This window comes from Dyadobacter sp. CY261 (assembly GCF_021440085.1).
Classification (GTDB): domain Bacteria; phylum Bacteroidota; class Bacteroidia; order Cytophagales; family Spirosomataceae; genus Dyadobacter.
On record NZ_JAKCPW010000005.1, the window covers coordinates 302,220 to 329,143 of the forward strand.

General features: G+C 49.0%; 18 protein-coding genes. 10 read left to right on the plus strand and 8 right to left on the minus strand.

Going from position 1 to position 26,924, the window contains the following annotated elements; genetic code table 11:
- From LZD49_RS16425 to LZD49_RS16435, 3 genes are all read left to right on the plus strand, one after another.
- Complete coding sequence (locus tag LZD49_RS16425; RefSeq protein WP_234668650.1) at window positions 1-909, plus strand: hypothetical protein; 909 nt, start codon at window positions 1-3, stop codon at window positions 907-909.
- A 157-nt stretch (window positions 910-1,066) separates the two neighbouring features.
- Entirely contained in the window at window positions 1,067-2,560 is a 1,494-nt protein-coding gene (locus LZD49_RS16430) for a peptide MFS transporter (protein WP_234668651.1), read from the plus strand.
- Window positions 2,561-2,597: 37 nt separating this feature from the next.
- The gene (locus tag LZD49_RS16435; RefSeq protein WP_234668652.1) at window positions 2,598-4,637 is read left to right on the plus strand and encodes a M13 family metallopeptidase; all 2,040 of its coding nucleotides are present in this window, start codon (window positions 2,598-2,600) and stop codon (window positions 4,635-4,637) included.
- A 157-nt stretch (window positions 4,638-4,794) separates the two neighbouring features.
- Here LZD49_RS16435 and LZD49_RS16440 read toward each other — a convergent pair whose 3' ends face one another.
- From LZD49_RS16440 to LZD49_RS16455, 4 genes are read right to left on the minus strand one after another with little or no spacing between them, the layout of a single operon-like run.
- Window positions 4,795-5,955, minus strand: a complete 1,161-nt coding sequence (locus tag LZD49_RS16440) for a DNA-binding transcriptional regulator (RefSeq protein ID WP_234668653.1) — start codon at window positions 5,953-5,955, stop codon at window positions 4,795-4,797.
- A 22-nt stretch (window positions 5,956-5,977) separates the two neighbouring features.
- Window positions 5,978-7,294 carry a sugar MFS transporter gene (locus LZD49_RS16445; protein ID WP_234668654.1) on the minus strand — a complete coding sequence of 439 codons (1,317 nt, stop codon included), beginning with the start codon at window positions 7,292-7,294 and terminating at the stop codon, window positions 5,978-5,980.
- Window positions 7,295-7,320: 26 nt separating this feature from the next.
- Window positions 7,321-8,151 carry an ROK family protein gene (locus LZD49_RS16450; RefSeq protein WP_234668655.1) on the minus strand — a complete coding sequence of 277 codons (831 nt, stop codon included), beginning with the start codon at window positions 8,149-8,151 and terminating at the stop codon, window positions 7,321-7,323.
- Window positions 8,152-8,201: 50 nt separating this feature from the next.
- Window positions 8,202-10,808, minus strand: coding sequence for a family 20 glycosylhydrolase (locus tag LZD49_RS16455; protein WP_234668656.1), 2,607 nt, complete (start codon window positions 10,806-10,808; stop codon window positions 8,202-8,204).
- 154 nt (window positions 10,809-10,962) lie between these two features.
- On the opposite strand from LZD49_RS16455, the gene LZD49_RS16460 reads away from it, so the two are divergent.
- Genes LZD49_RS16460 through LZD49_RS16470 form a run of 3 tightly spaced genes read left to right on the plus strand, consistent with a single transcriptional unit; the run spans window position 10,963 to window position 15,319 of the window.
- On the plus strand, window positions 10,963-12,063 hold the full coding sequence (locus LZD49_RS16460) for an acyltransferase family protein (RefSeq protein ID WP_234668657.1): 1,101 nt from the start codon (window positions 10,963-10,965) through the stop codon (window positions 12,061-12,063).
- Window positions 12,064-12,072: 9 nt separating this feature from the next.
- Window positions 12,073-14,496 (plus strand): hypothetical protein, encoded by a 2,424-nt coding sequence (locus LZD49_RS16465; RefSeq protein WP_234668658.1) that lies wholly within the window; start codon window positions 12,073-12,075, stop codon window positions 14,494-14,496.
- 10 nt (window positions 14,497-14,506) lie between these two features.
- A complete protein-coding gene (locus LZD49_RS16470) occupies window positions 14,507-15,319 on the plus strand; it encodes an HpcH/HpaI aldolase/citrate lyase family protein (protein ID WP_234668659.1) in 813 nt (270 codons plus the stop codon).
- Window positions 15,320-15,323: 4 nt separating this feature from the next.
- On the opposite strand, the gene LZD49_RS16475 is transcribed toward LZD49_RS16470, so the two are convergent.
- Window positions 15,324-16,298: a nucleoside hydrolase gene (locus tag LZD49_RS16475; protein ID WP_234668660.1), complete on the minus strand. Its 975-nt coding sequence runs from the start codon at window positions 16,296-16,298 to the stop codon at window positions 15,324-15,326.
- Window positions 16,299-16,410: 112 nt separating this feature from the next.
- Window positions 16,411-21,807, minus strand: coding sequence for a S8 family serine peptidase (locus tag LZD49_RS16480; RefSeq protein WP_234668661.1), 5,397 nt, complete (start codon window positions 21,805-21,807; stop codon window positions 16,411-16,413).
- 258 nt (window positions 21,808-22,065) lie between these two features.
- Between LZD49_RS16480 and LZD49_RS16485 the strand changes: the two genes are divergently transcribed.
- Complete coding sequence (locus tag LZD49_RS16485; RefSeq protein WP_234668662.1) at window positions 22,066-22,839, plus strand: shikimate dehydrogenase; 774 nt, start codon at window positions 22,066-22,068, stop codon at window positions 22,837-22,839.
- On the opposite strand, the gene ribD is transcribed toward LZD49_RS16485, so the two are convergent.
- Complete coding sequence (gene ribD / locus LZD49_RS16490; RefSeq protein WP_234668663.1) at window positions 22,836-23,900, minus strand: bifunctional diaminohydroxyphosphoribosylaminopyrimidine deaminase/5-amino-6-(5-phosphoribosylamino)uracil reductase RibD; 1,065 nt, start codon at window positions 23,898-23,900, stop codon at window positions 22,836-22,838. The two genes, LZD49_RS16485 and ribD, sit on opposite strands and share 4 nt — an antisense overlap.
- A gap of 90 nt (window positions 23,901-23,990) precedes the next feature.
- On the opposite strand from ribD, the gene prmC reads away from it, so the two are divergent.
- Together prmC and LZD49_RS16500 are read left to right on the plus strand one after the other, a co-directional pair.
- Window positions 23,991-24,851 (plus strand): peptide chain release factor N(5)-glutamine methyltransferase, encoded by an 861-nt coding sequence (gene prmC / locus LZD49_RS16495; RefSeq protein ID WP_234668664.1) that lies wholly within the window; start codon window positions 23,991-23,993, stop codon window positions 24,849-24,851.
- 28 nt (window positions 24,852-24,879) lie between these two features.
- Window positions 24,880-25,833 (plus strand): MoxR family ATPase, encoded by a 954-nt coding sequence (locus tag LZD49_RS16500; protein WP_234668665.1) that lies wholly within the window; start codon window positions 24,880-24,882, stop codon window positions 25,831-25,833.
- A 1-nt stretch (window position 25,834) separates the two neighbouring features.
- Here LZD49_RS16500 and yidD read toward each other — a convergent pair whose 3' ends face one another.
- The gene (gene yidD / locus LZD49_RS16505; RefSeq protein ID WP_234668666.1) at window positions 25,835-26,044 is read right to left on the minus strand and encodes a membrane protein insertion efficiency factor YidD; all 210 of its coding nucleotides are present in this window, start codon (window positions 26,042-26,044) and stop codon (window positions 25,835-25,837) included.
- A gap of 49 nt (window positions 26,045-26,093) precedes the next feature.
- Here yidD and lgt point away from each other — a divergent pair, with 49 nt between their 5' ends.
- The gene (lgt, locus tag LZD49_RS16510; protein ID WP_234668667.1) at window positions 26,094-26,924 is read left to right on the plus strand and encodes a prolipoprotein diacylglyceryl transferase; all 831 of its coding nucleotides are present in this window, start codon (window positions 26,094-26,096) and stop codon (window positions 26,922-26,924) included.

Below are 26,924 nucleotides of genomic sequence, written 5' to 3' on the forward strand. Positions count from 1 at the left end.
ATGGAAAGGAAAAGTAACACCGGTCTGGTGATCGGATTGATCCTAATGACCATTGTCGCAGCCGTGTTCGGATACCTTTATTATAAGGAACACAACATCACACAAAAACAGGAAACTGACCTGACAGCAAGGGTAAGTGAACTGGCAGCCTCCGAAATCAAACTCGACTCCATTTCTAAACAGCTCGACGCGCGCATCCTCGAAGTACAGGGCCTTGGTGGCGATGTTGCCGAATTGCAAAAAGTGAAAGCCTCGCTCGAAAACGATCGTGCCGCATTGCGTAAAGGCAACATGACAATGGGTCGGAAAATCAAGGAATATGAGGATTTTCTCACCAAAAAGGACACCGAGATTGCACAGCTTCGTGAAGAAAACCAGCAGCTGATCAGCCAAAACGAAACATTAGCCCAGGAAAAAACCGAGTTACAAACCAGCCGCCAGGTTGTTCGTGACTCGTTGAGCGGCGTTGTCGAGAAAAATACAGAACTGGAATCAAAAGTCACGATGGCTGCGGCGTTGCGTGCGCGTAACGTGAAAGTATATGCAGTTTCTTCCAAAGGGAAAGTGCGTGAGGGCGAAAATGTCAAATCCAAAAGAGTGGATAAGGTAAGGGTAGACTTTATTCTTGAGAAGAACCCTCTTACATTGAGCGACAACAAGACGATCTATATGCGTATCATCGACCCAAGCGGCGCTACCATATCCGATAGCAAAACCGGCTCCGGTGTTTTCCAGTACAACGGACAGGAACAGGGGTATACTATTAGTAAGGAAGTGGCGTATTCCAACAATAACCAGGATGTTAGCATCCTGTATGACCGCGACGCGCCATTCACATCCGGCAAGTACACCATAGAGCTTTACGCGGAAGGCTTTTCAGTAGGCGAAGGATCATTTTCGGTCAAGTAACGCATTTCGTAAACCGTGTCTTCAAAGCGGTAGCAGTGTTCGGCACTGCTACCGCTTTTATTTTGCCAAGTGATTAAATTTTTCCTATAATTCCTATCTTGCACGACCAAAACATATTGTTTACAACCCCAAAAACCAAATAAAACACTTCTCTTCTATGTCTTCACAGATTTCCCAAAAACATCCCAAAGGGCTGTATGTCTTGTTCTTTGCCGAAATGTGGGAACGTTTCAGCTACTATGGCATGCGGGCTATTCTTCTGCTTTTTCTGCTTGATAATATCAGGGGAGGAATGGGAATGAGTGCGGCCGAAGGGACCGCTATTTACGGCCTTTATACTGCTTCGGTATACCTGCTTACTTTGCCTGGCGGTTGGCTGGCGGATAATATTCTCGGTCAGAAAAAAGCCATCTGGTATGGGGGCATCGTTATTATGCTAGGACACATTATCCTGGCAATTCCAGGCGGCTCCGTCATCTTCTTTCTGGGGCTAAGCACCGTCGCCGTCGGTACCGGACTTCTTAAACCCAACATCAGCTCTATTGTTGGCGAACTCTATCCCGAAGGCGGTGCACGTCGTGATGCAGCATTTTCCATCTTTTATATGGGCATCAACCTCGGTTCCTTCCTCGGCATTGCTATCGTGGGTTACCTCGGTGAAAAAGTCAATTGGCATATGGGCTTCGGGGCCGCAGCTGTGGGAATGCTCTTAGGTTTGATCGTATTCCGGTTTGGCAGCGCCAAACACCTGAAAGGCCTCGGCGATGTACCTGCCGGGAAAGAGGTGGGTGAAGAAGTTACCGCATCGCAATCGGGCAAGAGCAAAATGCTCGGTTACGGATTAATTGCATTGCTGGTCGTGTTCCTGATCGTTCTTCAATCCTCGGGCACTATCGACATGACCACCGCGCAAGGCCTCGCACAGGGCGCAGGTGTCATTATCGTATCAATTTCCGCTGCCTACTTCCTGTTTATACTCGTCGCAGGCGGGCTTACAACTGTGGAGAAATACCGCGTCGGCGTGCTGATCATCCTTTTCCTCGCCATCGCACTATTCTGGGCGGGTTATGAGCAGGCCGGCACTTCATTGCAGATCTTTGCAGAGCGCCACACCCAAAGAATGGTTGGCGGCTGGGAAGTACCATCCAGCTGGTTCCAAAATTTCCAGCCTACTTTCGTATTGATTTTTGCGCCGGTACTCGCAAGTTTGTGGATATCGCTTTCGTCAAGAAACCGCAACCCGTCTATTCCGGTCAAGTTTGCTATGGGTTTGATATTGCTTGGTCTAAGCTTCTTCGTAATGGTGGCGGCTTCCAACATTGCTGTTAAAGGCGAGCTTGCTTCGCCGTTTTTCCTCACCTTTACTTACTTCCTGCATACCATCGGCGAGTTGTGCGTAAGCCCTGTTGGTTTAAGCTCTTATACCAAACTAGCCCCGAAACGCTATGTCAGCCAACTAATGGGTATCTGGTTTGTAGGCGCTTCACTCGGTAACCTCATTGCGGGGATCTTCGCAGGCGGTTTTGACGAAGAAAACATCTTGCAAATGCCCGCACTGTTCAGCCAGGTGGCCATTATTACAACGATCTTCGGCCTCATATTGCTCGTGTTCTGGAAACCGATCAAAGGCTGGATGGGCGGAATCCACTAAGTTTCTTTACATACTTCAAAAACAAATCCAGTCAACGATGAAATTAGCCGCATTCCGCGCTGCCGCTTTGGCCCTTGTGGTCGGTCTGGCAGCATGTAAAAAAGAAAAGGAAGAGACCGACACCACCAAGGTACCGGGCTTCGATGTCAGCTCACTCGATTCGACAGCGAAGGCCTGCGACGATTTTGACAGCTATGCCAATGGCGGATGGAAAAAGAAAAACCCAATCCCGGGCACCGAAAGCCGTTGGGGCGCATTTGGCATTCTCGACAAGGAGAACAAGGAGGTCCGTTTGAGAGGCATTATCGAGGAAATCACCAAAGTTAAGGACCCGAAAAAGGGTTCTGAAGAGCAACAGATTGCCGACTATTACCATTCGTTCCTCGATACGGCTACCGTTGAGAAACGAGCATTAGCGCCGTTGAAACCCTATCTCGAAAAAATCAATGCAGTGGCGTCATTGAAAGATCTCGCCGCTGTGGCTGGCGAAATGCAGAAGGTAGGTGTAGAATCGGTAACCGGTTTCGGTGTGGAAGGTGATTTGAGAAATAGTAAGGTAAATATCCTTTACCAGGGCCAGGACGGACTTAGCCTGGGTGAAAGAAGCTACTACGACCGTACCGATTCCAGTACTGTGAAGGTTCGCAACGAGTTTGTGCAGCATGTCGACAAAATGTTCTCGATGGCAGGGTTCCCTGACGTCAATCCGGGCAAGACGGTCCTCGACTTTGAAACCAAGGTAGCGAAACTCCAACTGACCAATGTGGAACTCCGCGACCCGGTGAAGACCTACAACAAAATGGCATTCGCCGATTTCGAAAAGCTGATCCCCGATTTTGATCAGAAGACATTCGCCGACAAGCAGGATGTGAAGGCAGACACCTTGATTGTTCAGAACAAACCTTATCTGCAAAACCTGAACAAGCTTCTGAAATCGACGCCGATTGCGACATTGAAATTGTATACCAAATGGCAATTGCTCTCAACTTTCGCGGGTTTCCTGCCTAAAAAATACGACCAGGAAGATTTCCGCTTTTTCTCCACAGTGATGCGTGGCACCAAGCAGCAAAAAGGCCGTGTAGAACGCGCCATCCGATCTACCGATGGATTATTGGGCATGCCACTGGGTAAGTTGTTCGTAAAGAAATATTTCCCGGAAGAGGATAAGAAAAAGGTGTCCGAAATGATCGAGAACGTGCGGACTGTTTATGGCGAGCGCATCGACAAGCTAACCTGGATGAGCGATTCGACCAAGGCCAAAGCGCACAAAAAACTGAAAGCATTTACGTACAAAATTGGGTATCCTGATAAATGGAAGGATTATTCGTCCATCGAGATCGCACCCGACAAGCTTTTTGAGAACGTGATCGCCGCTTCACTCTTCCAACACAAAGAGCAAGTTGAGAAAATCGGCAAGGAAGTAGACAAGAAGGAGTGGTTGATGACGCCGCAGACTGTAAATGCCTATTACAACCCGCTCAACAACGAGGTGGTGTTCCCTGCCGGTATCTTGCAACCCCCATTCTACAACCGTAATGCCGACGATGCGATCAACTATGGCGGTATCATCGCGGTGATCGGGCATGAATTCACCCACGGATTCGACGACCAGGGCTCACAATTCGATGATGAGGGCAACCTCAAAAACTGGTGGACAACCGCCGACCGCGCCAACTTCGACAAGCTGACCAAACGTTACATCGACTATTTCAGCGGCATCGAAGCATTGCCGGGCTTCAAGATCAACGGTGCATTGACCATCGGAGAAAACGTAGCCGACCTCGGCGGTTTGACATTAGCATACTATGCCTTGGAAAAATCATTCAATGGCAAAGAGCCGGAACCGATCGATGGCTTCAACTGGAAACAGCGTTTCTTCCTCGGTTGGGCACAGGTATGGCACATGAACACGACCGACGAGGCATTACGAAATCAGGTGCAAACCGACCCGCATTCTCCCGCAAAAGACCGCATCAATGGTCCGCTCCCACATTTGAAAGAGTTCCAGGCAGCATGGACATGCGGTGCAGGAAGCAAAATGATCTTGCCTGATTCAGCCCGTGTGGTGATTTGGTAAAAGTTTTGAGTTCAGAGTCTAGAGTTTACAGTTCAGAGTTTAGAGTTCAGAGTCTAGAGTTTAGAGTTTAAAGCCCAAAGTCTTAAATTTTAAACTCTAATCCTTAAACTCTAAACTCTGAACTCTGAACTCTAAACTCTGAACTCCACTCTAAACTTCATTTCCCAGCCAGATATTTGTTTCGATAAGCACTAGGACTACACCCCTTAACCTGCCTGAATTGGCGGGCTATATTTTTGCTATCCCCCAGCCCCATATCCAGCGCTATTTCGAACACGGACATATCGGTGTCGAGTAATTTCTGCGTGAATTTCTCAATACGGAGGTTAAATATGTATTTATAAATAGGATAACCCGTGATTTCCAGAAAACGCTTTTCCAATGCTCGGCGTGAAAGCGGGACTTGTTTCACTACTTCATCGACATGCAGATTTTTGTCAATGTTCTGGTGGATGTATTTTAATGACGAAGCGATATGGTCATCGTTTGTCGCGTAAATATCTGTAGAGTGACGGGTTATGACCTGCGTAGGTCTCACGACGATGTCATTGTATTCGGAAGTACCATGTTTGATCATATGATCCAACAGCTTAGCAGCATCATAACCACCCTTTTCCACATCCAATGCGATGCTCGACAGCGGCGGATCCGACAGGTCACAGATCATTTCATCATTATCCACCCCTAAAACCGCCACCTCGTCGGGTATGCGTATACCCACGTGTCGACACGCCTCCGTAATGTGCTGGCCCTGGTTATCGTCGCACGTCATGAGACCGATCGGCTTGGGTAGCGATTTCAGCCAGCGGCTCAGCGAACTCGGTTTGTAATACCAAAGCTCCGTCGAACGGGCTTTTTTATGTTCGAAGTAATGTACTTTATGTCCCTTCTTACGCAAATGCTCCTCGAAACCTTCCGCGCGCTCGCGTGACCACACGATGTCGTTGAAACCGTAGAATGCGAAGTTGGTAAAACCCTTTTTCAGAAAATAGTCGGCACCCATTTGTCCGGCCTCATGGTAAGCTCCGGTAATGTTCGGGATTTCGGCGAAGCGTTCCTTAAAATCCTGCGCAATGACCGGGATCCCTGCCCAAACGATCTTATCGATCTCCTTATTATACAACTGGCCTATAATGCCGTCGGCCCCCCATTCCAATGCCCACTTCAAAATGCCATCGATCCCGATCGTTTCGCGATGAAAAAGTGGCATGCGGCAGAAAATCCAGGGGCCGAATTCTTTGGAATACGCATTGATACCCTTCATCAGGCTTTTGCTGTATTCTTCGGCAAAATCGAGGAGGAGGATTATCTTACGCATGTTTGACAAAGAAGAAAGTACTTCAACCAAGCTTGAAAAGCTGTTTTACACTGGAAACAGTTTCATTATTAACCAGCGGTTTGGCCCACAAACCAATGCTGAGAATGTAACCCAGCGGGATCAGCAGGAAAAGCATGGCAAATTGCAGGCCCACCAATTCACCTAACCCTCCTACAATTAATGGCACAACTGCCCCGCCCGCAATGCCCGCGCACAAAATGCCGGAAAACGTCCCGTGGTGTTTTGGAACTGAATTCAATGCTAATGAAAATATCACCGAATACATCACCGAGGCAAAAAAACCGGCCATCGGAAAAGCCATTAGCGCCATTTCCTTGGGGCCGAACAACGCCATCAATAAAGACACGATGCCGCCGCAGGTGAAGAGTACCAGTACTTTCCGGCTATCGAAGATTTTAAGCAAGATCAATCCGAGGAAACAACCGATTGTCAGCAATCCCCAGAAATAGGATATTACCGAGGCGCCCGCAGTCGCAGGATCTACCTCGTGGTAAGTTTGCAGGAATTGCGAAATCCAGTTGGCAATACCTTGCTCAGTGCCTACATAACAAAAGATACCCAGGAAGAACAGCCATACCAATCTGTTTTTAGCCAGTTCACTAAACGACTTCCCAACATCGATCCGCTCGTCTTCCAGCAATTCGACTTTCGGGAACCTTACCAACGAAATGACAACCACCATTAACAGTGCGATCACAGCGAAAACCCAGTAGAGCGATACCCATTTGAGGCTTTCAGGTACCAGTTTGTTGAGTATATCAATTAAAAAACCAGGATTTCCGGAATGGAGATTTCCGGAATGGAGATTCCCGGAATGGAGATTCCCGGAATGGAGATTCCCCGAATGGACATTCAACACTAAATAACTATAAAGCAAAGGGCTTAAAAATGACGCGGCACCGAAAAAAAGCTGCGCCAGCACCGAATAGAATGCGAATTTTTCCTCTCCACCGGAAACACGAAGCAATGGGTTGATCACGACTTGCAAAATAGCCATTCCAACGCCGATCACGAATAGCGAAAACAACGCCACGAAGAAACTGGGGATAAGTGCAAATAGCAATGCTCCGCCAAATGCCAGGAAAAATGCTCCGGTCAGCATCACCTTTTCACCATATTTTTCGACCATAAGCCCCGCAGGGATTGACATGACCCCGTAAGCGACGAAGAATGCGAACGGCAGAAAGCCGGCAAGCCCGATGCTCAGATCGAAGCTTTTCACAATGTCGGGAATAATCGGACCGAGGATATTGGTCAGGAAAGAAATGACGAAAAAGATCAGGAAGATCAGAATGACGATAAAAATGTTCCTTTGCATAAATTCATATTTAAATTCCCATTATATCATTCGTCAAGCAAGGCTGCGGCACCCAGCAATGCGATGTTTTCGTTTTCGGACAAAAGCAATGTCAGTTTCTTCAACGACTCGGGATAGGCGAAATCCTGGATGCTATCGAGCATGCTATCCTGGAAAAAGTGATTTGCCTTTGCAATGGAACCTCCCATTACGATAGCCTCCGGATCATAAGTGTACATAATCGCTTTGATCACTGCGCCCAAATGCACCCCGAATTCTTCCCAAACTTCGATTGCCTTCTTACTGCCTTTCAGCGCAGCCTCATGTGCCGCAAAAGCGTCGATACCGAGCGAATCTTCGAAAAAACGGTTGCATACATAGTTTTCGAGTACCGAATCTTTGTAAGGCAACATCCCGATCTCCCCTGCCCCGCAGTTCTTTCCTGCGTACAAATGGTTGTCGATAATAATCCCTGAGCCCAGCCCCGTCCCGATTGCCATCCCGATCACCGACCTGAACTTACGGGCCAGCCCGAACCGATGCTCGCCAAGTATGAAACAGTTTACATCGTTATTGACCGAAACCGGCAAATTGAACTCCTTCTCAACAATGTCGCGTAGCGCGACTTCCTCCCAAGACGGAATATTCATCACATTATACACAATACCTTTGTTCACGTCCACCACGGATGGCACGCCGATTCCGATGCCTTTGACCGGATAGGCCGTCAGCGGACGGATCACGTCCATCAGTTGGTCGAGCGTTGCCGACAGCGAATGTTTATTGGCCAGTAATGTCTGATTTTGCCGGGTAATATGGCCACCCGATTCGATGCCGGCACGAATATTCGTGCCGCCGATATCTACACCAATGTTCATCGACGGAGAGGGGGTTGAGTGATAAGCGCGTTGTTAAACGATCAGTTCGGTCAACGGGCTGCGACTACACTACTGCGGCTTGATCTTCCGGCAAGATCGAAGCTTTTCAGTGTAACAGTGCCTGAAACTTTCACAGGGGCTTCATAAAGTTGTGATTGCTCAGTAGGCTCGGAACCGTCGGTCGTGTATCTAATCGCCAGTCCGGGCAATTCAACATTCGCTTTCAGCATTCCGTTTTCTATGATCGCGCCTGGTTGTGGCAGGCGGTAATTGTAGCCCCCGTTGATATACTTTAGTCTCGGGAGGTGCTTTTGGGCTATTGAGTTTGCAAAAATATTCCAGCCTTCGGCCATCATCGCTTTTCTGGCGGCATCCTCGGCCACATTCTCCCATTTTCTTTCCGCTGCCCAGGCACTCTCCGAGAAGCCCAGCAGCTTAGGAAGGATCGAATATTCCATCATATCGCGGCCTTTGATCGTCTCGCTCCACAGCTGGGCTTCGATACCGAAAACATTTTTGCGTGCTTCCGGTTTCATTAATTGCTTGCCCACAAATTCCTGCTTCATCGGCTTGCCCATCGAAGTTTCCTCGGTGGTCCGGAACATATTGAATGGCGCAAATGCCCAGTTGTCGCGTGTGTCCACAAAACCGCCCCAGTACAAGCCGGGTTCTTTCGGATCGTTGTTGTAAGACATGTCGAAATAGAAGTTAGTCACATTACAAAGCACCACCTGATAACCGGCATTGGCCAGACGGTTACCCAAATCGACGTCGTACACATTGTTCCAAACATAAGGATATACCTGGTGCCCTACGAATTCCGGATTGGCCAGATAGGCTCCGGTTTCTGTTTTGTTCAATGCTACTTCTTCCCAGCCATGCACTTTCAGATTACGCTTTTCGAGCATGGGAAGAAGCCTTCCAAAAAAGTAACTCTGCAAATACCGCGGACCCTTAATTTCCGGATGTTCCTGCAACAATTTGGCAGCCATCGGCGATTTCGTCCATACGCCATCCGCTACCTCGTCACCGCCGGTATGGAAAGTATCCATTTTCAAACCGGCCTGCTCATACAGTTTCGCGATTTCATCCACCACCTTTACAAAGAAATGGTAAGTCGATTCCCGCGCAACACTCACTACATTGTTCTTGTAACCTTGTGCGGAAATATAAACCGACTTGTCGTCCGGATCGATCAGGCGGTATTCGTTCGCCTCTTTCTCCTTGCCTTCCTTCATTAAACGCTCATACCGCGCTTCCATCGACTTAATGGCCGCCAGCGCGTGGCCAGGGAAGTTCAGTTCGGGGATAATTTTAATATGCCGTTCGTGTGCATACTTGAGTATTTCAATAAAATCAGCCTTGGTGTAATAGCCGCTTCCGTGCTTGCCTTTTTCATTGGCCACCGGTCCCGAACCATAGCCCGGATGCAATGCATTCGCATTCATGCCCGATGTGTGCTGGCGTTGCGCGCCTACCTGCGTAAGCTCCGGCAACCCGTCAATCTCGATCCGCCAACCCTCATCCTCCGTTGTATACAACAGTAAATGGTTCACCTTATAGCTCGAAAGCAAATCGAGGATGCGTTTCACCGACTCCTTAGTCTGGAAATTACGAGCCACATCCAAATGCAAGCTTCTGAACTGGAACCGCGGTGCGTCCTGCACCTGTACAAACGCGAAACCGAGCGAGGCTACCGGCTTTTGGTAGGAATCGGTAGGAGCGAGTTGCAAAAGGCTTTGAACGCCATAGAAAACACCCGCCGCATCGCTGCCTTCGATGGTAATACCGTTTTGCGCGATATTCAAATGATATGCTTCGCCGGAAATGCCATTGACGGACACCTTACCTGTTTTTAAAACGATGGCTGTTTCCTCAGATGAAGGTTTATCAGGCAGTCCGGCCTGGATCGGCAAATCAGTTCCCGTCAATACCTTCAACTTACTGATCAGATACTTCGCCTCATTTTCAAGCCCATCCTGATAATACACATTGGTTTTCCCCGTAAGTGTGAAGGTGCCTGCGCCTGGAACCAGTTTCACCGGACTTGGAATGATTTTCAGTAATTGGTTCTCGGCTAGCTTGGTAAATCCTGTATTGGCTTTATAGCGCGTTTCGGCCGTCGGCAGTTCTTTGAGGTCCATTTTGCCGCGCAGAATTTGCTCTTTCGTGAGAAATGGCTCGATCGTATAATCCGCAACCTGCACGATTTCCTTTTCCTTGCCCTCATCATCATAAAACACAAAATACAAACCCAGCGGCGCATCCGTTTCCTTGGCCACTCCCTCGGTACCGGTGTAGGTAATGGTCATCGAATCCCGCGGGCGCATCTTAAAATCCTTCGCAGGCACCATTTGGTACCAGTCGCCATTGATATGCTCTATCACTGCGGGCTGCGGCGTTTTGTTGGATTGGATCGGCCGCGGCGACATATTCCAGAATAGCTTCCAGTTTGAACCGTCCAGCGTAAAATCACTGCCGTTGCGGATCGTAAACTGCGCTTTAAACGTTCCCGCAGGTTCAGTAAAATTGCTGACAAGCTTCCACGAAACCCCGATTTTCTCAGCTTGCTCTTTGGAAATGTTACCAGATTTATTGCAACCGGCCAGGAGCAGCACGGCAAAAAGAATCAGTGAAAGCGGGAATAATTTCTTCATAGGGTTTAAAAAGGCTGGACGGTGATTTTCCGGGTTCAGAATACAACTTCCTAATTACTGACAATTGCGCAAAATATACTAGTGAAGGGTGCAGAAAGCGTCAGGAATAGCCTGTTCCTTTATTATTTTAGTAGTTAACCCTTAAACGACTGATATGGAAAACCCTTCGGGCTCGGTGTCGAGATTGCTTTCTTTGGATGCAATGCGTGGCTTTACCATTGCAGCCATGATTATGGTCAATTTTCCCGGGCATGAGGATTATGTCTTCCCGACGTTGCGGCACACCAAATGGAATGGGCTGACATTCACCGATCTCATTGCACCCACTTTCCTTTTCATCGTTGGGGTATCCATTACATTAGCCTATTCCAAACAGCTGAATGCGCCAAAGGGAGGATTGTACCGCAAAATCGTCTTTCGTTCGCTGAAAATCTTCGCGGTAGGCATGTTCCTGAATATGCTTCCGGATTTCAACTTTTCCGACTTGCGCTACACAGGAACCCTTCACCGCATAGCAATCGTCTTCCTGGTTTGTGCTATACTCTTCTTGAATACTAACTGGAAACAGCAACTCGGCATTGGTATTACCATACTCGTCCTGTATTGGCTCGCCATGACCAATATTCCGACGCCTGGGCAAGGCAAAGTCATGCTGGAACCGGGCGCCAACCTCGCCGCGTGGTTCGACCAGCAATATTTGCCCGGCAAAATGTGGCAGGGGAATTGGGACCCGGAAGGCATTCTGAGCACATTTCCATCCATTGTCACGACGATTACCGGCATGCTGGCGGGCAGACTAATGCTCCTTCCGCTCACCCCGAATGAGAAAAGCAACTACCTGTTCACAGCCGGATTTGCCACAGCAGCATCAGGCTATTTTTGGAATTTGACCTTTCCGACCAACGAGAACCTGTGGACGAGCTCGTTCGTACTCGTTACCTCGGGCTTCGCATCCATGCTATTGGGAGCCTTGTATTTCCTGATCGACATCCGGGGAAACACGAAAGGCATTGCACCGGGTGTGATTTTCGGAGCAAATGCGATTACGGCTTACGTGCTGGCTGATATTCTTGCACTCATTTTTTACATCGTGCCCATCGGCGGCGACACGTTGAATCACCATGCTGTGAACGCATTGTCGCAGGTTGGCATGGATCCGCGCCTGGCCAGCATGTTTTATGCATTATTTTTTGTGTGTATCAATTTCATTCCTGCCTGGCTGCTGTATAAAAAACGAATATTCATCAAGCTCTGAGTTCCATCCATGCGCTTCCTAACACCCCTACGTTTTTCCATTCTGCTACTCTTGATCTTGCAGGTTCGGGTAGCATTCCCGCAATCTATTGATCTCTCGAAAAGCCAGATTTTTAGTCCTACCGACAAAAGTGTGCTATTGAGAAGCATTGAAGTGCTCCAAAACGAAGTGGGAAAAAGAACGGGGATCAGCTTATCGATTGTCAAAAAACTACCTAAAAACGGCCAGGTCATTGTAATAGCATTGGAAAGCGAACTGGGTAAATTGCCGGAGCAATACCGCATTGCCGTCTCTGCACTGCCGGATACTAAAAGTGAAGGTTTTAAACTGGTTTCTGTTCCAGCCTTACGAAGCGTTATCATAACGGGGAAAGACGCACGAGGTATTCTCTATGGGGTTGGAAGAATGTTGCGGAAGGCGGAAATGACGCCTGGCAAATTGCTTATTTCAGACCGCCTCGCCGTCACTACTAGCCCGAGATATCCAATGCGGGGCCATCAGCTGGGTTATCGCCCAAAAACCAATGCCTATGACGCATTTACGGTTGCCGCTTTCGACCAGTATATTCGTGAACTGGCATTGTTCGGGGCCAATACCATTGAAATACTCCCACCACGAACCGACGATGATGCCACCAGTCGGCACATGAAAACACCTGCGCCACAGATGATCGTCGAGCAATCGCGCATCTGCAAATCTTATGGGCTGGATGTTTCGATATGGTATCCTAATATGGGTAAAAACTATGTCCACCCCGATTCGATCGCCAAAGAACTGGCCGAGCGCGATCAGGTGTTTGCCAGCCTGCCCAAATTGGACGGCGTTTTCGTACCGGCCGGCGATCCGGGGGAATTGGAACCCGATGTGCTTTTCGCATGGCTGGAAAAGGAAGCGATAGTGTTGCAGAAGTACCATCCGAAAGCCAAAATCTGGGTTTCGCCCCAGGTATTCCGGCCTACGCAGAAGTGGTTCGATGCCTTTTTTAATCATGCCAATAAAGAATATCCGTGGTTTGGTGGCGTAGTGTTCGGGCCTTGGGTGAAGATTCCGGTGCAAAAAATTCGTGAAATGCTCAAAGCGTCTATCCCCATCCGTCACTATCCCGACATTACGCATAATTATGCCGCGCAATACCCGGTGCCGCACTGGGATCTTACCTGGGCAATGACGCTCGGCCGCGAAAGTATTAACCCAAGGCCATTTGATGAAAAGGCCATTCATAACGCGCTAGATCAATATGGCATCGGTAGTGTAAGTTACTCGGAAGGCACCAACGACGACGTCAACAAATTTGTGTGGAGTGACCAGGACTGGGACCCCGAAATGCCGGTAATGGAAACCTTACGGGATTATAGCCGACTGTTCTTTGGGCTAGAATATCGGGAGACAGCCGCTCAGGCCATCGTCGATCTTGAAAAAAATTGGCGCGGGGAAGTGATCACCAATGATGGCATCGATATTACCCTCAGGCAATGGCAGATGATGGAAAAGACCGCGCCTTTGAAACTGCTTCAAAACCCGCGTTTTCAAATGGGCCAGATCCGCGCCTATTTTGATGCCTATACTCACCAACGACTCATTTATGAAACCGAACTGGAACAGCAGGCTCGTCGGGCGCTTGTATCGGCCAGTAAGAATGGTGCGGTCAAGGCGATGCGTGAGGCTGCTTCGGTACTCGAAAAGGCATGGAAAGAACCTATTCTGACCGATTATCAACAGAACTGCCACGACCTGGCAGATTCACTATTCAAAAGCATCGGCGCACAACTTACCATGAAAAAACATGGGGCAATGTCGGGCAGAGGCAATTTTATGGATCTTATCAATATGCCGCTCAACGACGCACCTTATCTGCTCGATCAATTTAAAAGAATCGAAAAGCTCGGCAGCGAGGCCGAAATGCTCCGCGAGCTCTACCAAACCCTACACCGTACCGATCCGGGGCCTGGCGGGTTCTACGACCATTTCGGCGATCCTGAAAGCTGGTACCGCGTAGTGCCAAACTTGTCATGGGAAGAAGATCCTGGCAGCTTGCAATCGCCACGCATTGGTTTTGGGGTGGGTTTAGTGGGGGAAGAATGGGTGGATGAGATCCAGGCTACGGGCTTCAAAGGGCAAATCACACCAAGGGCCTGGATGAAACAAGCCAAAACGCTTTACGATCAGCCGCTGCGAATCCATTATAATAACCTCGATCCGCAGGCAACTTACCGCATCCGCATTTCCTATACAGGCCGCTTCCGTTCGCGTATGAAGATGACTACCGACGATGGCCAGACGATCCACGACTTTATCCAAACCGGCGAACAGCCCACGTTTGAATTCAATATCCCCAAAGCCGCCACAGCCGATAGCAAAGTCACCTTCGAATGGACTTGCGGCGAAGGCGAGCGTGGCTCGCAGGTGACCGAAATCTGGCTTATGAAACAATAATTGAAAGACAATGGAATCCACATTTCTTGAAAAACTAAAAAACGGTGGCAATGTCTACGGAACTTGCATTACCTCTACCGGACCTATGTGGCCGGCAGCCGTAAAAAAAACCGGGGTTGACTTTGTATTTATCGATACTGAGCACGTACCGCTAGGTAGGACTGAGCTTGCCACATTATGCCAGCAGTTCAGGAACCTCGACATTACTCCCATCGTACGCATACCCGGCCCCGACCCTTTCCTCGCTTGCCAGGCTATCGATGCCGGTGCAAAAGGCATTGTCGCGCCCTATCTTGAATCGGCTTCGCAAATCATGGAGCTGGTAGGCGCTACAAAATACCGTCCGCTCAAAGGCGAGGTGTTACAAAACTATCTCAGCGGAACAGTACCGATGCCCGAAAAGCTGCAAGAATATGTAGCTAAATACAATGCGGGGAATATCTGCATTGCCAATATCGAAAGTGTTCCGGCCATGGAAAACCTGGAAGAGCTGCTTTCGGTACCGGGCCTGGATGCCGTATTTATCGGCCCGCACGACTTGTCGGTAAGCCTCGAGTTACCTGAACAATATGACCATCCCGATTTTGAAGCGGCAGTTTCATATATTATCCGCACTACCCGGTCGAAAGGCCTTGCGATCGGCATTCACTTCTCATTGGAACCCGAACGGCAAATCCAGTGGATGAAAGAAGGTGCCAATATCGTCGTGCATAGCTTTGACATTGCGCTATTTACCCAACGTCTGAACGCGGATCTGGATAAAATAAGAAAAGCCGCCGGAGATATCCCGACGGCCCGAAGTGATAATACAATAGTGGTGTAGCGAGTTATTTTCCCTGCCACATCATCAGTCCTTCGATCAGCGCAGCGAGCTGTTCGAAGGGCATATTCGGCGTGAGGTAAGCGTGCGGGCCCATCGGGTCGTCCTGCCAGCTATTGTTGCCTCCATCCATGATAATTTTCCCTCGTTTCACACCAAAATAAGGCTGAATACCTCTGATTGCCACAAGCACGGCGGTCTGGTCCCAGCTCATACGCCCGTCAGCGTCGCCCTTTGCGAGCGGCATGGCCATGGCAAAAACTTCCTTCACCGGGCTTTTTAAATTCTCGTTGGCAATTACTCTTTTGCCCGTTTTGATTTCCTGCCCTATTTCTAATCCGCTGAAAAGAATCTCAGTAGGCCATTCCGTGAAAACTTTCGCCGAAGCCACCGAATCCACGAGGACATTATATTCACGGCCCTTGGGAAATCCGCCCGCCATTGAAACCAGTTGTTTTACTTTTTTGCGAACAAGGCTGCTTCCCGAAAGCTGCGAGTTGGCATCCGGCCCGGAATCGAGCAGGTCGGCCAGGTTGGTAAGAAATCCGACCGTTACGATGGTAACACTACGGTCGGGTTGTTTGGCCAGGATCTTCCGATAGGTCTCCACTGCATCCGGGGCGTCGGAAGTTTTGTCAATTTTGTGCGGGTATTTTTCCACCAACATTTCCGGCCACTTTTGTGTAGCGCCGAAATTGGCCCCTTTTTTCTTTGGTGCGCCGGTAGGTAGTTCCGGCCGCCCGAAATAGGCATTCAGGATTTCGATAGTAGGCACTACCAATTCATTCTTATTAGAAGAAATCACGGCAAGGGGCCTTACCTCCCCCTTATCAGCCAGCGCGTGCATGACGGCCATCGCGCCCACATCGTCGTAGTCGGGGCCGATGTCGGTATCGAGGATCAGTGTATTGTATTTACCATTGTTTTGAGCGTAAGTTTCGGACAGGGCAAAAAGGCAAACGATCAATAAAAATTTGTTCATGACATGCGTTGTTGAAACGTGGGGTCTGCTGTAAAACTATTCGCTAGTCCCTGCCGATCTGCTGCAAGGCAGCATCATTTATCGGAATAAAATCAATGGCATGACTTGCAAATCAGTTTTTCAACACTTGGAATGCCTGTTTTGTTTCCCCGTTTACTACTTCCAGCACATATATTCCGTCAACGAACTCCCGTCCGGAGATATCCACATTTCGGTTCTGCCCGGAATTTAACGCTTCTCCACCAACTGTTTTCAAGACCCGTCCGTGCAGGTCATAGACATTGACGGACAGTGACTGGCTCGCCGGAACTTTGTCTCCCAAATAAAATATACCTTTGGAAGGATTTGGATAAACCAACCATTCCGATTGCTCATCAAATGCTATCGTCCGAACGCGAGAATACTGATAGGTACTATCGACATCTACCATTTTTAAGCGATAGTACAAATTTCCCCATTTTCCCGGTGTCTGATCGATAAATTCGTATTTTTTGCCGTCCTTCAAACTGCCTTTCCCATCGATCCGGGCGAGCGTAGTAAATCGTCCCTCTCTATACGCGCCGTCACTTGTCGCAACTTCGACATCGAAATGATCAAAATTATCTTCGGAAGCAGTCTCCCATTCCAGCAGTACGTCTTTGGCTTTGCCGCCATCCCCTTTCTTCCTGGCACTAAAACTGATAAGCTTCACGGGCAACGCGCCTGGATTACCCACAAAACCTTTCGAAAGCCAGAATTCGGAGAAACTCTTCATCTTCAGTTCTGCATAATAGCCTTTGTCGTAAGGTACAATCAAGACCTCGCCTGCCGGGTGAAACGACCAGCCACCGTCGACGCTGTTGGCAATGCTACCATCCTCTCTCGACGGGTTACTTATATTCCTGTATTTTGAAATGCCCAGATCAAATGCATTTACAGGCTTACCGCACGTTCCGCAACCTGTGCCATTGATCAATGCTTCAATTTCAGTCTCGAGGAAATAAAATCTGACTGTCGCAAAATTAACTAATTCACTATTGGCCGGTTTGATGGTAAAGTTTCTGTCAAGATAATATTGACCGTTGGCGTTTCCAACGCCCGACAGGTTGACATAGGTTTGCACCTGCGTATTGCCCATATTCTGTCCATTCGAATGGATGGAAGCCAGTAATTTTCCGTTTTGAACAAAATTGACCCATTCCGAACCAGCCGAAATTTGCTGCGTCACGGCTCCGCTGCCAGCGTCGGCGATCGGTGCGATTTTGTTGAAGATATGGATATCATCCAGGGCGATCCCCTCCCGATGTGTAAATGCGTCGGATATCATCACGAAACGTAATTTCAAATTGGCGAACCCGGTAGGCAAGGGAATGCTGGCTACGTGCCAACGGAGGTAATCCTGCACGGCCCAGGCTCCGCTGCCTGAGTAGGTTTTGTTGTACCAGTTAGTACCCTGTCCCGCCGAACCCAGCCTCGTCCAGGGTCCGTTGTTTCCGGAATATTCGATGAACACATAATCACACGGGGTAGGCTCACAGACTTCCAGGTCAATTGCCGCGCTGAAACTTAAGGTAGGAGCACTTAAACCACTTACATTGAAGCAGGGCGAGTAGAGATAGGACTCTTCTTTATCCTTATAACCGCCTGTGAGATTGGTTTTCCAGAGTTTCGATCCGCTGGATGCCTTAACCAAACCGGCAGAGGCCGGCGTCCCGTACTGCCATGAGCTGTTTGTTCCTTTGGCGTACCAGAACCCGTCCCCATTTTCAAAGTTTTCTAGATACGGGAACGAACTGATCACCGGCGCATTGAAGACCTTCACGGAGAGCGTATCGTTACCATGAAAACTATCGGTAGACAAATCGGACCATGCTTTGATATCGAGCGTCCCAATGGCAGACAGATCGGCTTTTTTGCTAAAAGTGAAATCTATCGTGGTGCGTTTGGCAACCGAAGGAATGGTATCGCGGATAACTGTTCCATTCGGTAACGACATGGCTAGCGGAATATTGGTAATATCCCGCGCTGAACTGTTTTTGATACGTATGGCGATCGTTTCCGCATTGCCGAGGCCACAGCTTTCTGTTGGCGGCGCCAGCAGACTTATCATTTGAATATCGTCGGTTGCCGCGACAATCCGAATGTCATCGATAGTATACCCGGCACCGTTGTTATAATCGGAAGTAATCATTTTGCCCCATTGGCCCCACCGCACCTGGAAACTCGAAGAAAAATTTTTCCCGTTAGCCGAAAGTAATGAACTCAATTCCAACGGGTCAACCGTTTTATACCCTTCTATCGTAAGATTCTGATTCGCAAAAAGGTTGTATAACTCGATCCAGGCATCGGTATCTTTTCCTCTGATCCAAACCTTGTTGTCGGCATTCGTTTTCTGTCCGTGATTTTTGTAGGAAAATATCAGTCGCAGGTCATCGTTGCTGACATTAAAGTTGGCCAAATTGAATGTTGCCACCAGAAAGCTGGTTGTGCCGGCTGTGTAAGCGCGGTTTGCGTCCAGCGTGAGCGCTTTTTGTCCCGAAGCAGCGATTCCGGAGTTGACAAACGTCCTGATCCTACCGGCATCGGTATTAGCGCTGAAATCGTAACGCCCATCGCCCGTAAGCCCCATTTGGTTCGTAATGACTGTCTGCACAGGCAGGTTTTCCATATTATCCTCAAACGGCAATGTGATCGCGTCGTTGGGAAGCTGCCTGAAAAGTTTGGTTAAAGTGTCGTTTGCAGAAACAATATCCTGGCTGCCATGGATGAATACTTTAAAAGTATAGTTACCCGCAATGGACAAATTAACCCCTGCTGAGAAAGTATGGTCGTAGGTCTTGCCTTTTTCTATGAAAGGTGTAATGGTTTCGAGCGGTATCGGCGAGCCGTTCAATTCATAACCTACACTTATCGGACTGTTGAAATCAACGTCGTCGAGGTTCTTGATCCTGATTTTAACAAAAACCGCGCTGCCAAGCTCCGAAGACGAATTTTTCCTTCCAGACGAGGCTGGTGTCAGGATGGATTCGATTTTGAGGTCATTGTTTGATATCGTTCCGACACAAGTACCGGTGTCAGGTTTACGCGAAATCGCCAACGCCCGGCGACCTGGCTGTCCGTTGATCCTTGCCCGCACGGTTACATAATACGTAGAATCTTTTAAGAGTCCGCTCAATGCATAGGTGGTGGGGATTGTCGTAGCGACCGGTACCATTTCACTTCCCTTCAGAACCATTACCTCATAGTCGGTAGCACCCGTCACCGCAGTCCACTCCACTGAAATGTAACCCTCGCATTGCAGCGTTGAGAGAGTGATACTAGGTACACCAATCACCGTAAACCTTTCTGAAACACTTTGCACGCCGGTACTGTTCTGCGTCACCCTTACACGCATCTTGTCGGATTTCGTACCGGCAGGGATTGTCCACGCCAACTGGCTTGACCCAGCTGCAACCGATGTGGAAATATTCGTCCAATTGAGCCCATCATTTGCACTATATTGCACCGTGAAAGTGCTGCCGCTGTTGCCAAACGCATCCCAGGAAATATAGATCGCCTCACTGTCTTTCAGGCGTTCGCCGCCTATCGGATAAGTAAGCGCCATAGATTTGGGAATAATGTCATAAACAACAAAATATTCCTGCGACGGAGCCTGGCCCACTGTGGTTCCCTTGACAGAAATTGTATAGTTACCTTCTGCCACCGGGTCATTGATTATCACCTGTTCCATATTGTTCACATTATCAACCCCGGTTCCTGCGACGGCATTCACTTGGGCAGCGGACGCGTTCATGATCCGCGGATAAACCACATCATTGGAAGGTTTTTTTACCTTCAGATCCAGATTATGAACCAGGTTTTGCGAAGCCAGTGTTGTGCCGGCCAGATCGTTCCAATACAACATCACTTTAATCTGAGCCGTGTTGGCAGGAACGTTGATCGAGAAATTGCTGGAATCCTGATGCGAAACCTGGCCCGTGATGTAACTGTTGGATTCAAGCATTTTCACCGAACGTAGCAGGTTCAACGAGCCAAATCCGAATCGGTAATCGGGACCCTCGTTGCCTTTGTCGACCGCACCGTTGACCAGAAGTGCTTTCATCAAACCGTTTTTTGGATTTTGGTTGCTGTTCAACTGGCGATAGCGCTCATAAAGCATGGCAAGGCCTCCGGCAACGGCCGGGCTCGCAAAGCTGGTGCCGCTTCCGTTTCCGTAAAGGTTTACTGGCAGTGTAGAACCTACTCCCGAGCCAAAGGCCATAATTTCCGGTTTAATACGACCATCCTTTACAGGCCCCCGGCTGGATTGTGACGAAAGAGCACCGGTTTCGGTAGTTGCACCCACAGTGATCACATTCTTCGCAGTCTGATAACCACCCAGCACAGTAGCAAAACCCGCAGCAAATGGTGCGCACGTTAAAGCTCCGCTGTTACCGACAGCAAACACATGTTGCAAGAACGGCATCTCAAATGCTTGCTGATCGAGGATGTAAGAATATAAATCGTAAACACCATTGGTTTCACAGGTGATCACATCGGAGCCGTAAGAATTGTTGGTGACAACCATGCCAAAATCCTGCACATACTGTGGCGAATAGGCCAGGATCGAGGAATAACTCTGAGCCAAGATGGTCGCTTTCGGGGCATGTCCTATATAGCGCTCATCCATAATGCCCGCGCCTGCCGTTGTGCCCATTACATGTATCCCATGCGCTCCTGCTTCAATAGGGGCTCGGTTAATGATCCTGTTGTTGAAATCGATATGCCGCAATGGGTTCGATTCGTCGCCGACGCCTATCACCACCCCTGCGCCGGACAGGTTCCGGCCACCCGGCAGGGCCGATTTAAGCACATTGCTGCGGGCGAAAGTATTGCTTCTGCTATTCAGTTGCCGGTCGGGTTGCGGAATGGCTTGCACATACTTAACAAACGGCTGGGAGGCGAGCGTTTTAAGTTCCTTAGCAGGTATCCTTACCCTGAGTATCTGGTAGTTTTTGTGTTCGTCGGAAACGACCGGGTAGTTCAGCTTTTCCAGTTCCGCCCTAATTTCTCTTTCAGTAAACGATTTCGGATAATTGATCCACAAATCCACCGTTGAAGGTCCGGTAAATGCATGGGAAGGAATATGGCCATTGGCAAGTCCTGTTTCCATTTTCTGTTCTGCACTGAGCTCCATGATCGCCCGCCCCCTCGTCCGCGCCAACGCCTCTGGATTGCTTCCGGCTGCGATGGTGGCAGTGTATGCGTAGTTGGGAATGTATTCGTGCAGCTCAATCCCTTCCTGTTTTAATGCACGGCGCTCATCTTCGGTAGGTATGTCGTCGAATTGGATGATTACAAATGATTTCTTTCCGGCATTCGACAACCTGAACGACGCATTGGATCGCGCAGTTGATGACGAAACATTTCGCTCAGGCAACACGGCACCACTTCTAAGAAAAACCTGATAATCAAGGCGTTGTTGCCCATTGGCATGACCGATCAGGAGAGAGGTCAGCCACAGTGTGTAGTAGAGATTTCGCCACTTCATAAATTTTGGTACAGATAAAGGATAGGTAATTCTACTTTATTTGTTACCATAATCCAAATTAATTATGGTATTGTTTAATATTAATTAACTTATTTCTGAAACTAATTGATCTTCAATCCGGTAGGGGTTTAACAAACAATCGCACAGCCAAACATACCGGTGAAATTAGCCAGGCAGCATGGCTGGATACATTTGTAATTAGCTGGTGGCTGGTATAACTTAGCGCCCTGAATTTTACTATGCGTCGGACGCATCCCTATGAACTTATACGGCCTGATTGGATACCCACTTACCCACTCTTTTTCAAAACGCTACTTCACCGACAAATTCATCCGTGAAAAGATCAAGGAGAGCAGTTATGATCTTTTTGAAATAAAATCCCTGGAGGAATTGCCGGAACTGTTGAAAAAGAAACACGACCTGCGAGGGCTTAACGTGACCATTCCATACAAGCAGGATGTGATTGCCTACCTCGACGACCTGGATGATGCTTCCGCTGAACGGATCGGTGCTGTGAACACGATCAAAATCTACGCCGACGGTAGCACAAAAGGCTTTAATACCGACTATTACGGATTTCAACAATCGTTGGTAGAATGGTTCGATAAACGGGGCGAAGCTTGTAAAAATATACAGGCACTGATATTGGGCAACGGAGGTGCAGCCAAAGCAGTCCAGGTTGCTTTGAAGGATCTGGGAATGGAATACATATTGGTTTCACGCCAGAAAAGCGACGATTGCCTACCCTACGAAGGGCTCACGCAGGAACTGATCGAAAACCACCGGTTGATCATCAATACTACCCCATTGGGAACTTTCCCGAACACGGAGGAGTGCCCGTCAATTCCTTATCAATGGATAACCAAAGGCCATTATCTGTATGACCTCGTGTACAATCCTGCCGAAACATTATTCCTTAAAAAAGGCACGGAGCGCGGAGCTGCTGTTCAAAACGGGCTGAAAATGCTGGAATTGCAAGCTGAGAAGGCTTGGGAGATCTGGAATGCTGAAGAAAATCTCTGGAGTGTTTAGGCTTTCCTATAATAGGTCCACAAATCGTCACCTATCTGTTCAGAGCCTTGAAATATGTGCCTGGGCAACGGGGCCACTACACCTTTGCCGATTGACAGCTTACCCTGGCACCTACGGATTTCATCCCATAAGCCCGCTTCGAAGAATGCATTGATCACCGCCGCACCGCCTTCTACCAGCACCGAATGGATTTTGCGTAGGTGCAACCCCTGTAAAATTTCATTGATCTCGTCGGCATCCCTGTTTATTTTCATATAGGCTACCGACGGCGCTGCATAGCGCTCGGGATCGATCGGAGTTTCGGTTTCACGGTCATAATTAACAACGATCGTATTTTGCGAATGATCGAACAAATGAAGATGTTCCGGTAACTGGAGCCGTCGGTCGGTCACCACTCTGACCGGATTTCTTCCGGCCGAATGGCGCACATTCAAGCGTGGATTATCCATCAGCGCCGTTTTATAACCTACCATTATGGCATCCTCCTCGGTACGCCACTGGTGAACGCGCATGTTGGAGAATGCACCGCTGATCTGCACCGGGCTTCCCGTCTCCCGACCGAGAAAACCATCGGCTGTTTCAGCCCATTTGAGGATGATGTAAGGCCTGCCGAGCATCATGGCGGTAAAGAAGCGCTTATTCAGTTCCAGCCCCTGCGCTTCCAGCACGCCACATTCGACCTCAATTCCCGCATCCCGGAGGCGGCGAATGCCTCTTCCCGACACCAGCGGATTGGGATCGGCATTACAGATGACCACTTTCCTGAGACGCCGGTTCACAAGCAGGTCCGCACACGGTGGTGTTTTGCCTGTATGGGAGCAAGGTTCCAGGGTGACGTAGGCGGTGGCCTGTGGTAACAAATGCGAATTACCTTTCTCGTCGGTATCCTCTACGGCCCTCACTTCGGCATGCGGGCCTCCGTAGGCACGGTGCCAGCCTTCCCCGATAATGCGGCCGTCATGGACGATCACACAACCCACCATGGGATTCGGACTCACCTGTCCGCGCCCGTATTCGGCGAGCTGCAATGCCCGCTGCATCCATTGATCGTGCGTCTCCATGTGGCAAAAATACAAATGCGCTTTTAAAGTCAGCTTTCGGGAGTTCCCATAATTTGCTAACTTTCCGACATTAGATCAAAATCAGTGAAAATGACTTCTGCACGCCAGCTCTATTTATATATAGTTAAGAACATCACAGTTTATCCGCAAAAAGAAGCTCAGGCAATTGCATTCATGCTATTGGAGCACTATATGCGGCTGCGCAATATAGACGTGCTGGTTGACCGCCCCATTCCTGAAAACAGTACCCAACCTGATTGGGACGGCATCATTAAACGGCTGAACAACAACGAACCGGTACAACATATCATCGGCTCAACCGAATTTTGCGGCCTCGAATTCCGCGTTTCTTCAGCGGTCCTCATTCCGCGTCCGGAAACCGAAGAGTTGGTACAGATGGTCACCCGCGACTATGCCGAGCCCGACAAAAACATCTCCATCCTCGACATCGGCACTGGCAGCGGTTGTATCGCGATCGTGCTTGCGCGCTTTCTCCCGCACGTAAGCGTACATGCATGGGATGTTTCTGACGAAGCCCTGGAAGTAGCCAAAGAAAATGCCCGCCAGCTTATTGCCGATGTAACCTTCGCGAAGCAGGATATGCTGAATGTGACATTCCCGCTACCCGGCAACATTGTCCAGTTCGACTGCCTGGTGAGTAATCCACCCTATGTTACTTATTCGGAGGCTGAAAGTATGCGTCCCAACGTACTACGTTTCGAACCGCATGAAGCATTGTTCGTGGAAGACAGCGACCCGCTGCTATTTTACAAGGCCATTGCCGACTTCGGCGTGCATCATTTGAAGCAGCACGGAAAATGCTATGTGGAAATCAACGAGCATTTTGGCGCAGAGACGAAAGAGGTTTTTGAAGAAAGGAATTACAAAAACGTGGAGATCCTTCGCGATATCAATGGTAAGGACCGGTTTGTAAGAGCCATTTGGGCCTGATCACGCCATTTAATTTGAAACAATTTCCATGTACATAGAAAAAATCAGGGAGGTTCTGGACGAGATGGGCAAGGTAGTGGTGGGGCAGGACAAGCTGTTGAACCGGCTGCTGATTGGCCTTTTTACCGGCGGTCACGTCTTGCTTGAAGGTGTTCCCGGACTTGCCAAAACACTCACCATCAATGTGATGGCCAAAGTATTGCATCTGGAATTCAAACGTATCCAGTTTACGCCCGACCTGCTCCCTGCGGATTTGATCGGAACAATGATCTATAAGCCTAAAATAGGCGATTACGAGGTAAAAAAAGGACCTATTTTTTCCAATCTCATCCTGGCCGACGAGGTGAACCGCTCCCCGGCAAAGGTGCAATCCGCCCTTTTGGAAGCCATGCAGGAAAAACAGGTGACGATCGGCGACGAAACATTCCTTCTCGACCGTCCGTTTGTGGTACTCGCCACCCAGAACCCGGTGGAACAGGAAGGAACCTATCCACTCCCCGAGGCGCAGATCGACCGGTTTATGATGAAAGTCTACGTCGATTACCTTGACAAGATGAAGGAGCTTGAAGTGATGCGGCGCATGTCCGACATCAACTACGAGTACCATATCAGACCTATTTTGAACAAAGAGGACATTTTTGCGATCCGGGACAATGTGAATAAGGTGAATATCTCCGACACGCTGGAGCGGTACATTATAGAGCTTGTATTTGCCACGCGCCGCCCGCTAGACTATGGCTTGCGCGACGAGGCCCGTTACATTCAGTTTGGAGCTTCACCGAGGGCTACTATTTACCTGAACCGCGCCGCCAAAGCACTTGCCTACCTGGAAGGAAGGGATTATGTGTTACCCGAGGATATCAAGGAACTCGCACCCGACATCATGAACCATCGCATTCTCCTCAATTACGAGGCAGAGGCCGACGGCGTGCGCACGACGACCATCATCGATTCCATTCTGAGGAAAGTGGCCATTGGCTGATTCAGGGAACCGGATCGTGGCCGTGTCCTCCCCAGGGATGGCAGCGCGCAAAACGTTTCAATCCCAGCCACCCGCCCTTCAATGGCCCATGCTTCTGCACGGCTTCAATCATGTATTGTGAGCATGTGGGCGTGTAGCGGCATGAATTGGGCAGATAAGGCGAAAGCGCCGCCTGATAAAACCGCACGAGTGCTATGAGTAAAAATTTCATTTCGCGTCTTGTCTCATATTAGTATATTTGACCATTAACATCACAAACAATGCTTTCATATATCATGTGGGACGCAAGTCCCGAAATCTTCACCATTCCCGAAATCGCTGGATTTGGCCCTTTTCCTGTTCGTTGGTATGGTCTTCTTTTCGCCGCCGGTTTCCTGATCGGTCAGCAAATTATGATCTATATCTTCAAGAAAGAAGGAAAGACACTGGAAGATATCGACTCACTCACATTATATATGGTGCTATCCACTGTCATAGGTGCGCGCGTGGGCCATTTTCTCTTTTATGAACCCGAAGTTTTGTTTAAAAATCCCCTTGAAGTGATATTGCCGCCCTACGCAGGGCTCGCCAGCCATGGTGCGGTGATCGGTATTGTCACCGGACTTTGGCTGTATTCCCGCTCGCGGAAAGGCACGGGCCAAACGTTTTTCTGGGTAGCCGACCGCATGGTAATCACCATCGCATTGGGTGGAGCGTTCATCCGTTTTGGAAACCTGATGAACTCCGAAATCGTCGGCAGGCCATCCGATGTGCCCTGGGCATTCATTTTCAGGCATAACACCGAGTTTTTGCAGATCCCACGCCACCCCGCACAGTTGTACGAATCTATTTCCTGCTTCATACTTACCTTCATATTGTTCGCCATCTGGAACAAATACAAAGCCGCCACGCCACGAGGCCTCATGGTAGGCGTGTTCTTCGTATGGGTATTCACGTTGCGGTTCCTTTATGAATTCCTGAAAGAAAACCAGGAAGCCTTCGAAGCGAACTATGCATTGAACATGGGGCAGATCCTGAGTATCCCGGTAGTATTCCTCGGCCTGTATTTCATTATCCGGTCGCGAAGAAATCCCCTGGAACTAGCAAGCTGA

What these genes read in the sequence shown, in the direction of transcription:
- LZD49_RS16425 (WP_234668650.1), top strand. Translation starts at nt 1, where the DNA reads ATGGAAAGGAAAAGTAACACCGGTCTGGTGATCGGATTGATCCTAATG.
- LZD49_RS16430 (WP_234668651.1), top strand. Translation starts at nt 1,067, where the DNA reads ATGTCTTCACAGATTTCCCAAAAACATCCCAAAGGGCTGTATGTCTTG.
- LZD49_RS16435 (WP_234668652.1), top strand. Translation starts at nt 2,598, where the DNA reads ATGAAATTAGCCGCATTCCGCGCTGCCGCTTTGGCCCTTGTGGTCGGT.
- LZD49_RS16440 (WP_234668653.1), bottom strand. Translation starts at nt 5,955, where the DNA reads ATGCGTAAGATAATCCTCCTCCTCGATTTTGCCGAAGAATACAGCAAA.
- LZD49_RS16445 (WP_234668654.1), bottom strand. Translation starts at nt 7,294, where the DNA reads ATGCAAAGGAACATTTTTATCGTCATTCTGATCTTCCTGATCTTTTTC.
- LZD49_RS16450 (WP_234668655.1), bottom strand. Translation starts at nt 8,151, where the DNA reads ATGAACATTGGTGTAGATATCGGCGGCACGAATATTCGTGCCGGCATC.
- LZD49_RS16455 (WP_234668656.1), bottom strand. Translation starts at nt 10,808, where the DNA reads ATGAAGAAATTATTCCCGCTTTCACTGATTCTTTTTGCCGTGCTGCTC.
- LZD49_RS16460 (WP_234668657.1), top strand. Translation starts at nt 10,963, where the DNA reads ATGGAAAACCCTTCGGGCTCGGTGTCGAGATTGCTTTCTTTGGATGCA.
- LZD49_RS16465 (WP_234668658.1), top strand. Translation starts at nt 12,073, where the DNA reads ATGCGCTTCCTAACACCCCTACGTTTTTCCATTCTGCTACTCTTGATC.
- LZD49_RS16470 (WP_234668659.1), top strand. Translation starts at nt 14,507, where the DNA reads ATGGAATCCACATTTCTTGAAAAACTAAAAAACGGTGGCAATGTCTAC.
- LZD49_RS16475 (WP_234668660.1), bottom strand. Translation starts at nt 16,298, where the DNA reads ATGAACAAATTTTTATTGATCGTTTGCCTTTTTGCCCTGTCCGAAACT.
- LZD49_RS16480 (WP_234668661.1), bottom strand. Translation starts at nt 21,807, where the DNA reads ATGAAGTGGCGAAATCTCTACTACACACTGTGGCTGACCTCTCTCCTG.
- LZD49_RS16485 (WP_234668662.1), top strand. Translation starts at nt 22,066, where the DNA reads ATGAACTTATACGGCCTGATTGGATACCCACTTACCCACTCTTTTTCA.
- ribD (WP_234668663.1), bottom strand. Translation starts at nt 23,900, where the DNA reads ATGGAGACGCACGATCAATGGATGCAGCGGGCATTGCAGCTCGCCGAA.
- prmC (WP_234668664.1), top strand. Translation starts at nt 23,991, where the DNA reads ATGACTTCTGCACGCCAGCTCTATTTATATATAGTTAAGAACATCACA.
- LZD49_RS16500 (WP_234668665.1), top strand. Translation starts at nt 24,880, where the DNA reads ATGTACATAGAAAAAATCAGGGAGGTTCTGGACGAGATGGGCAAGGTA.
- yidD (WP_234668666.1), bottom strand. Translation starts at nt 26,044, where the DNA reads ATGAAATTTTTACTCATAGCACTCGTGCGGTTTTATCAGGCGGCGCTT.
- lgt (WP_234668667.1), top strand. Translation starts at nt 26,094, where the DNA reads ATGCTTTCATATATCATGTGGGACGCAAGTCCCGAAATCTTCACCATT.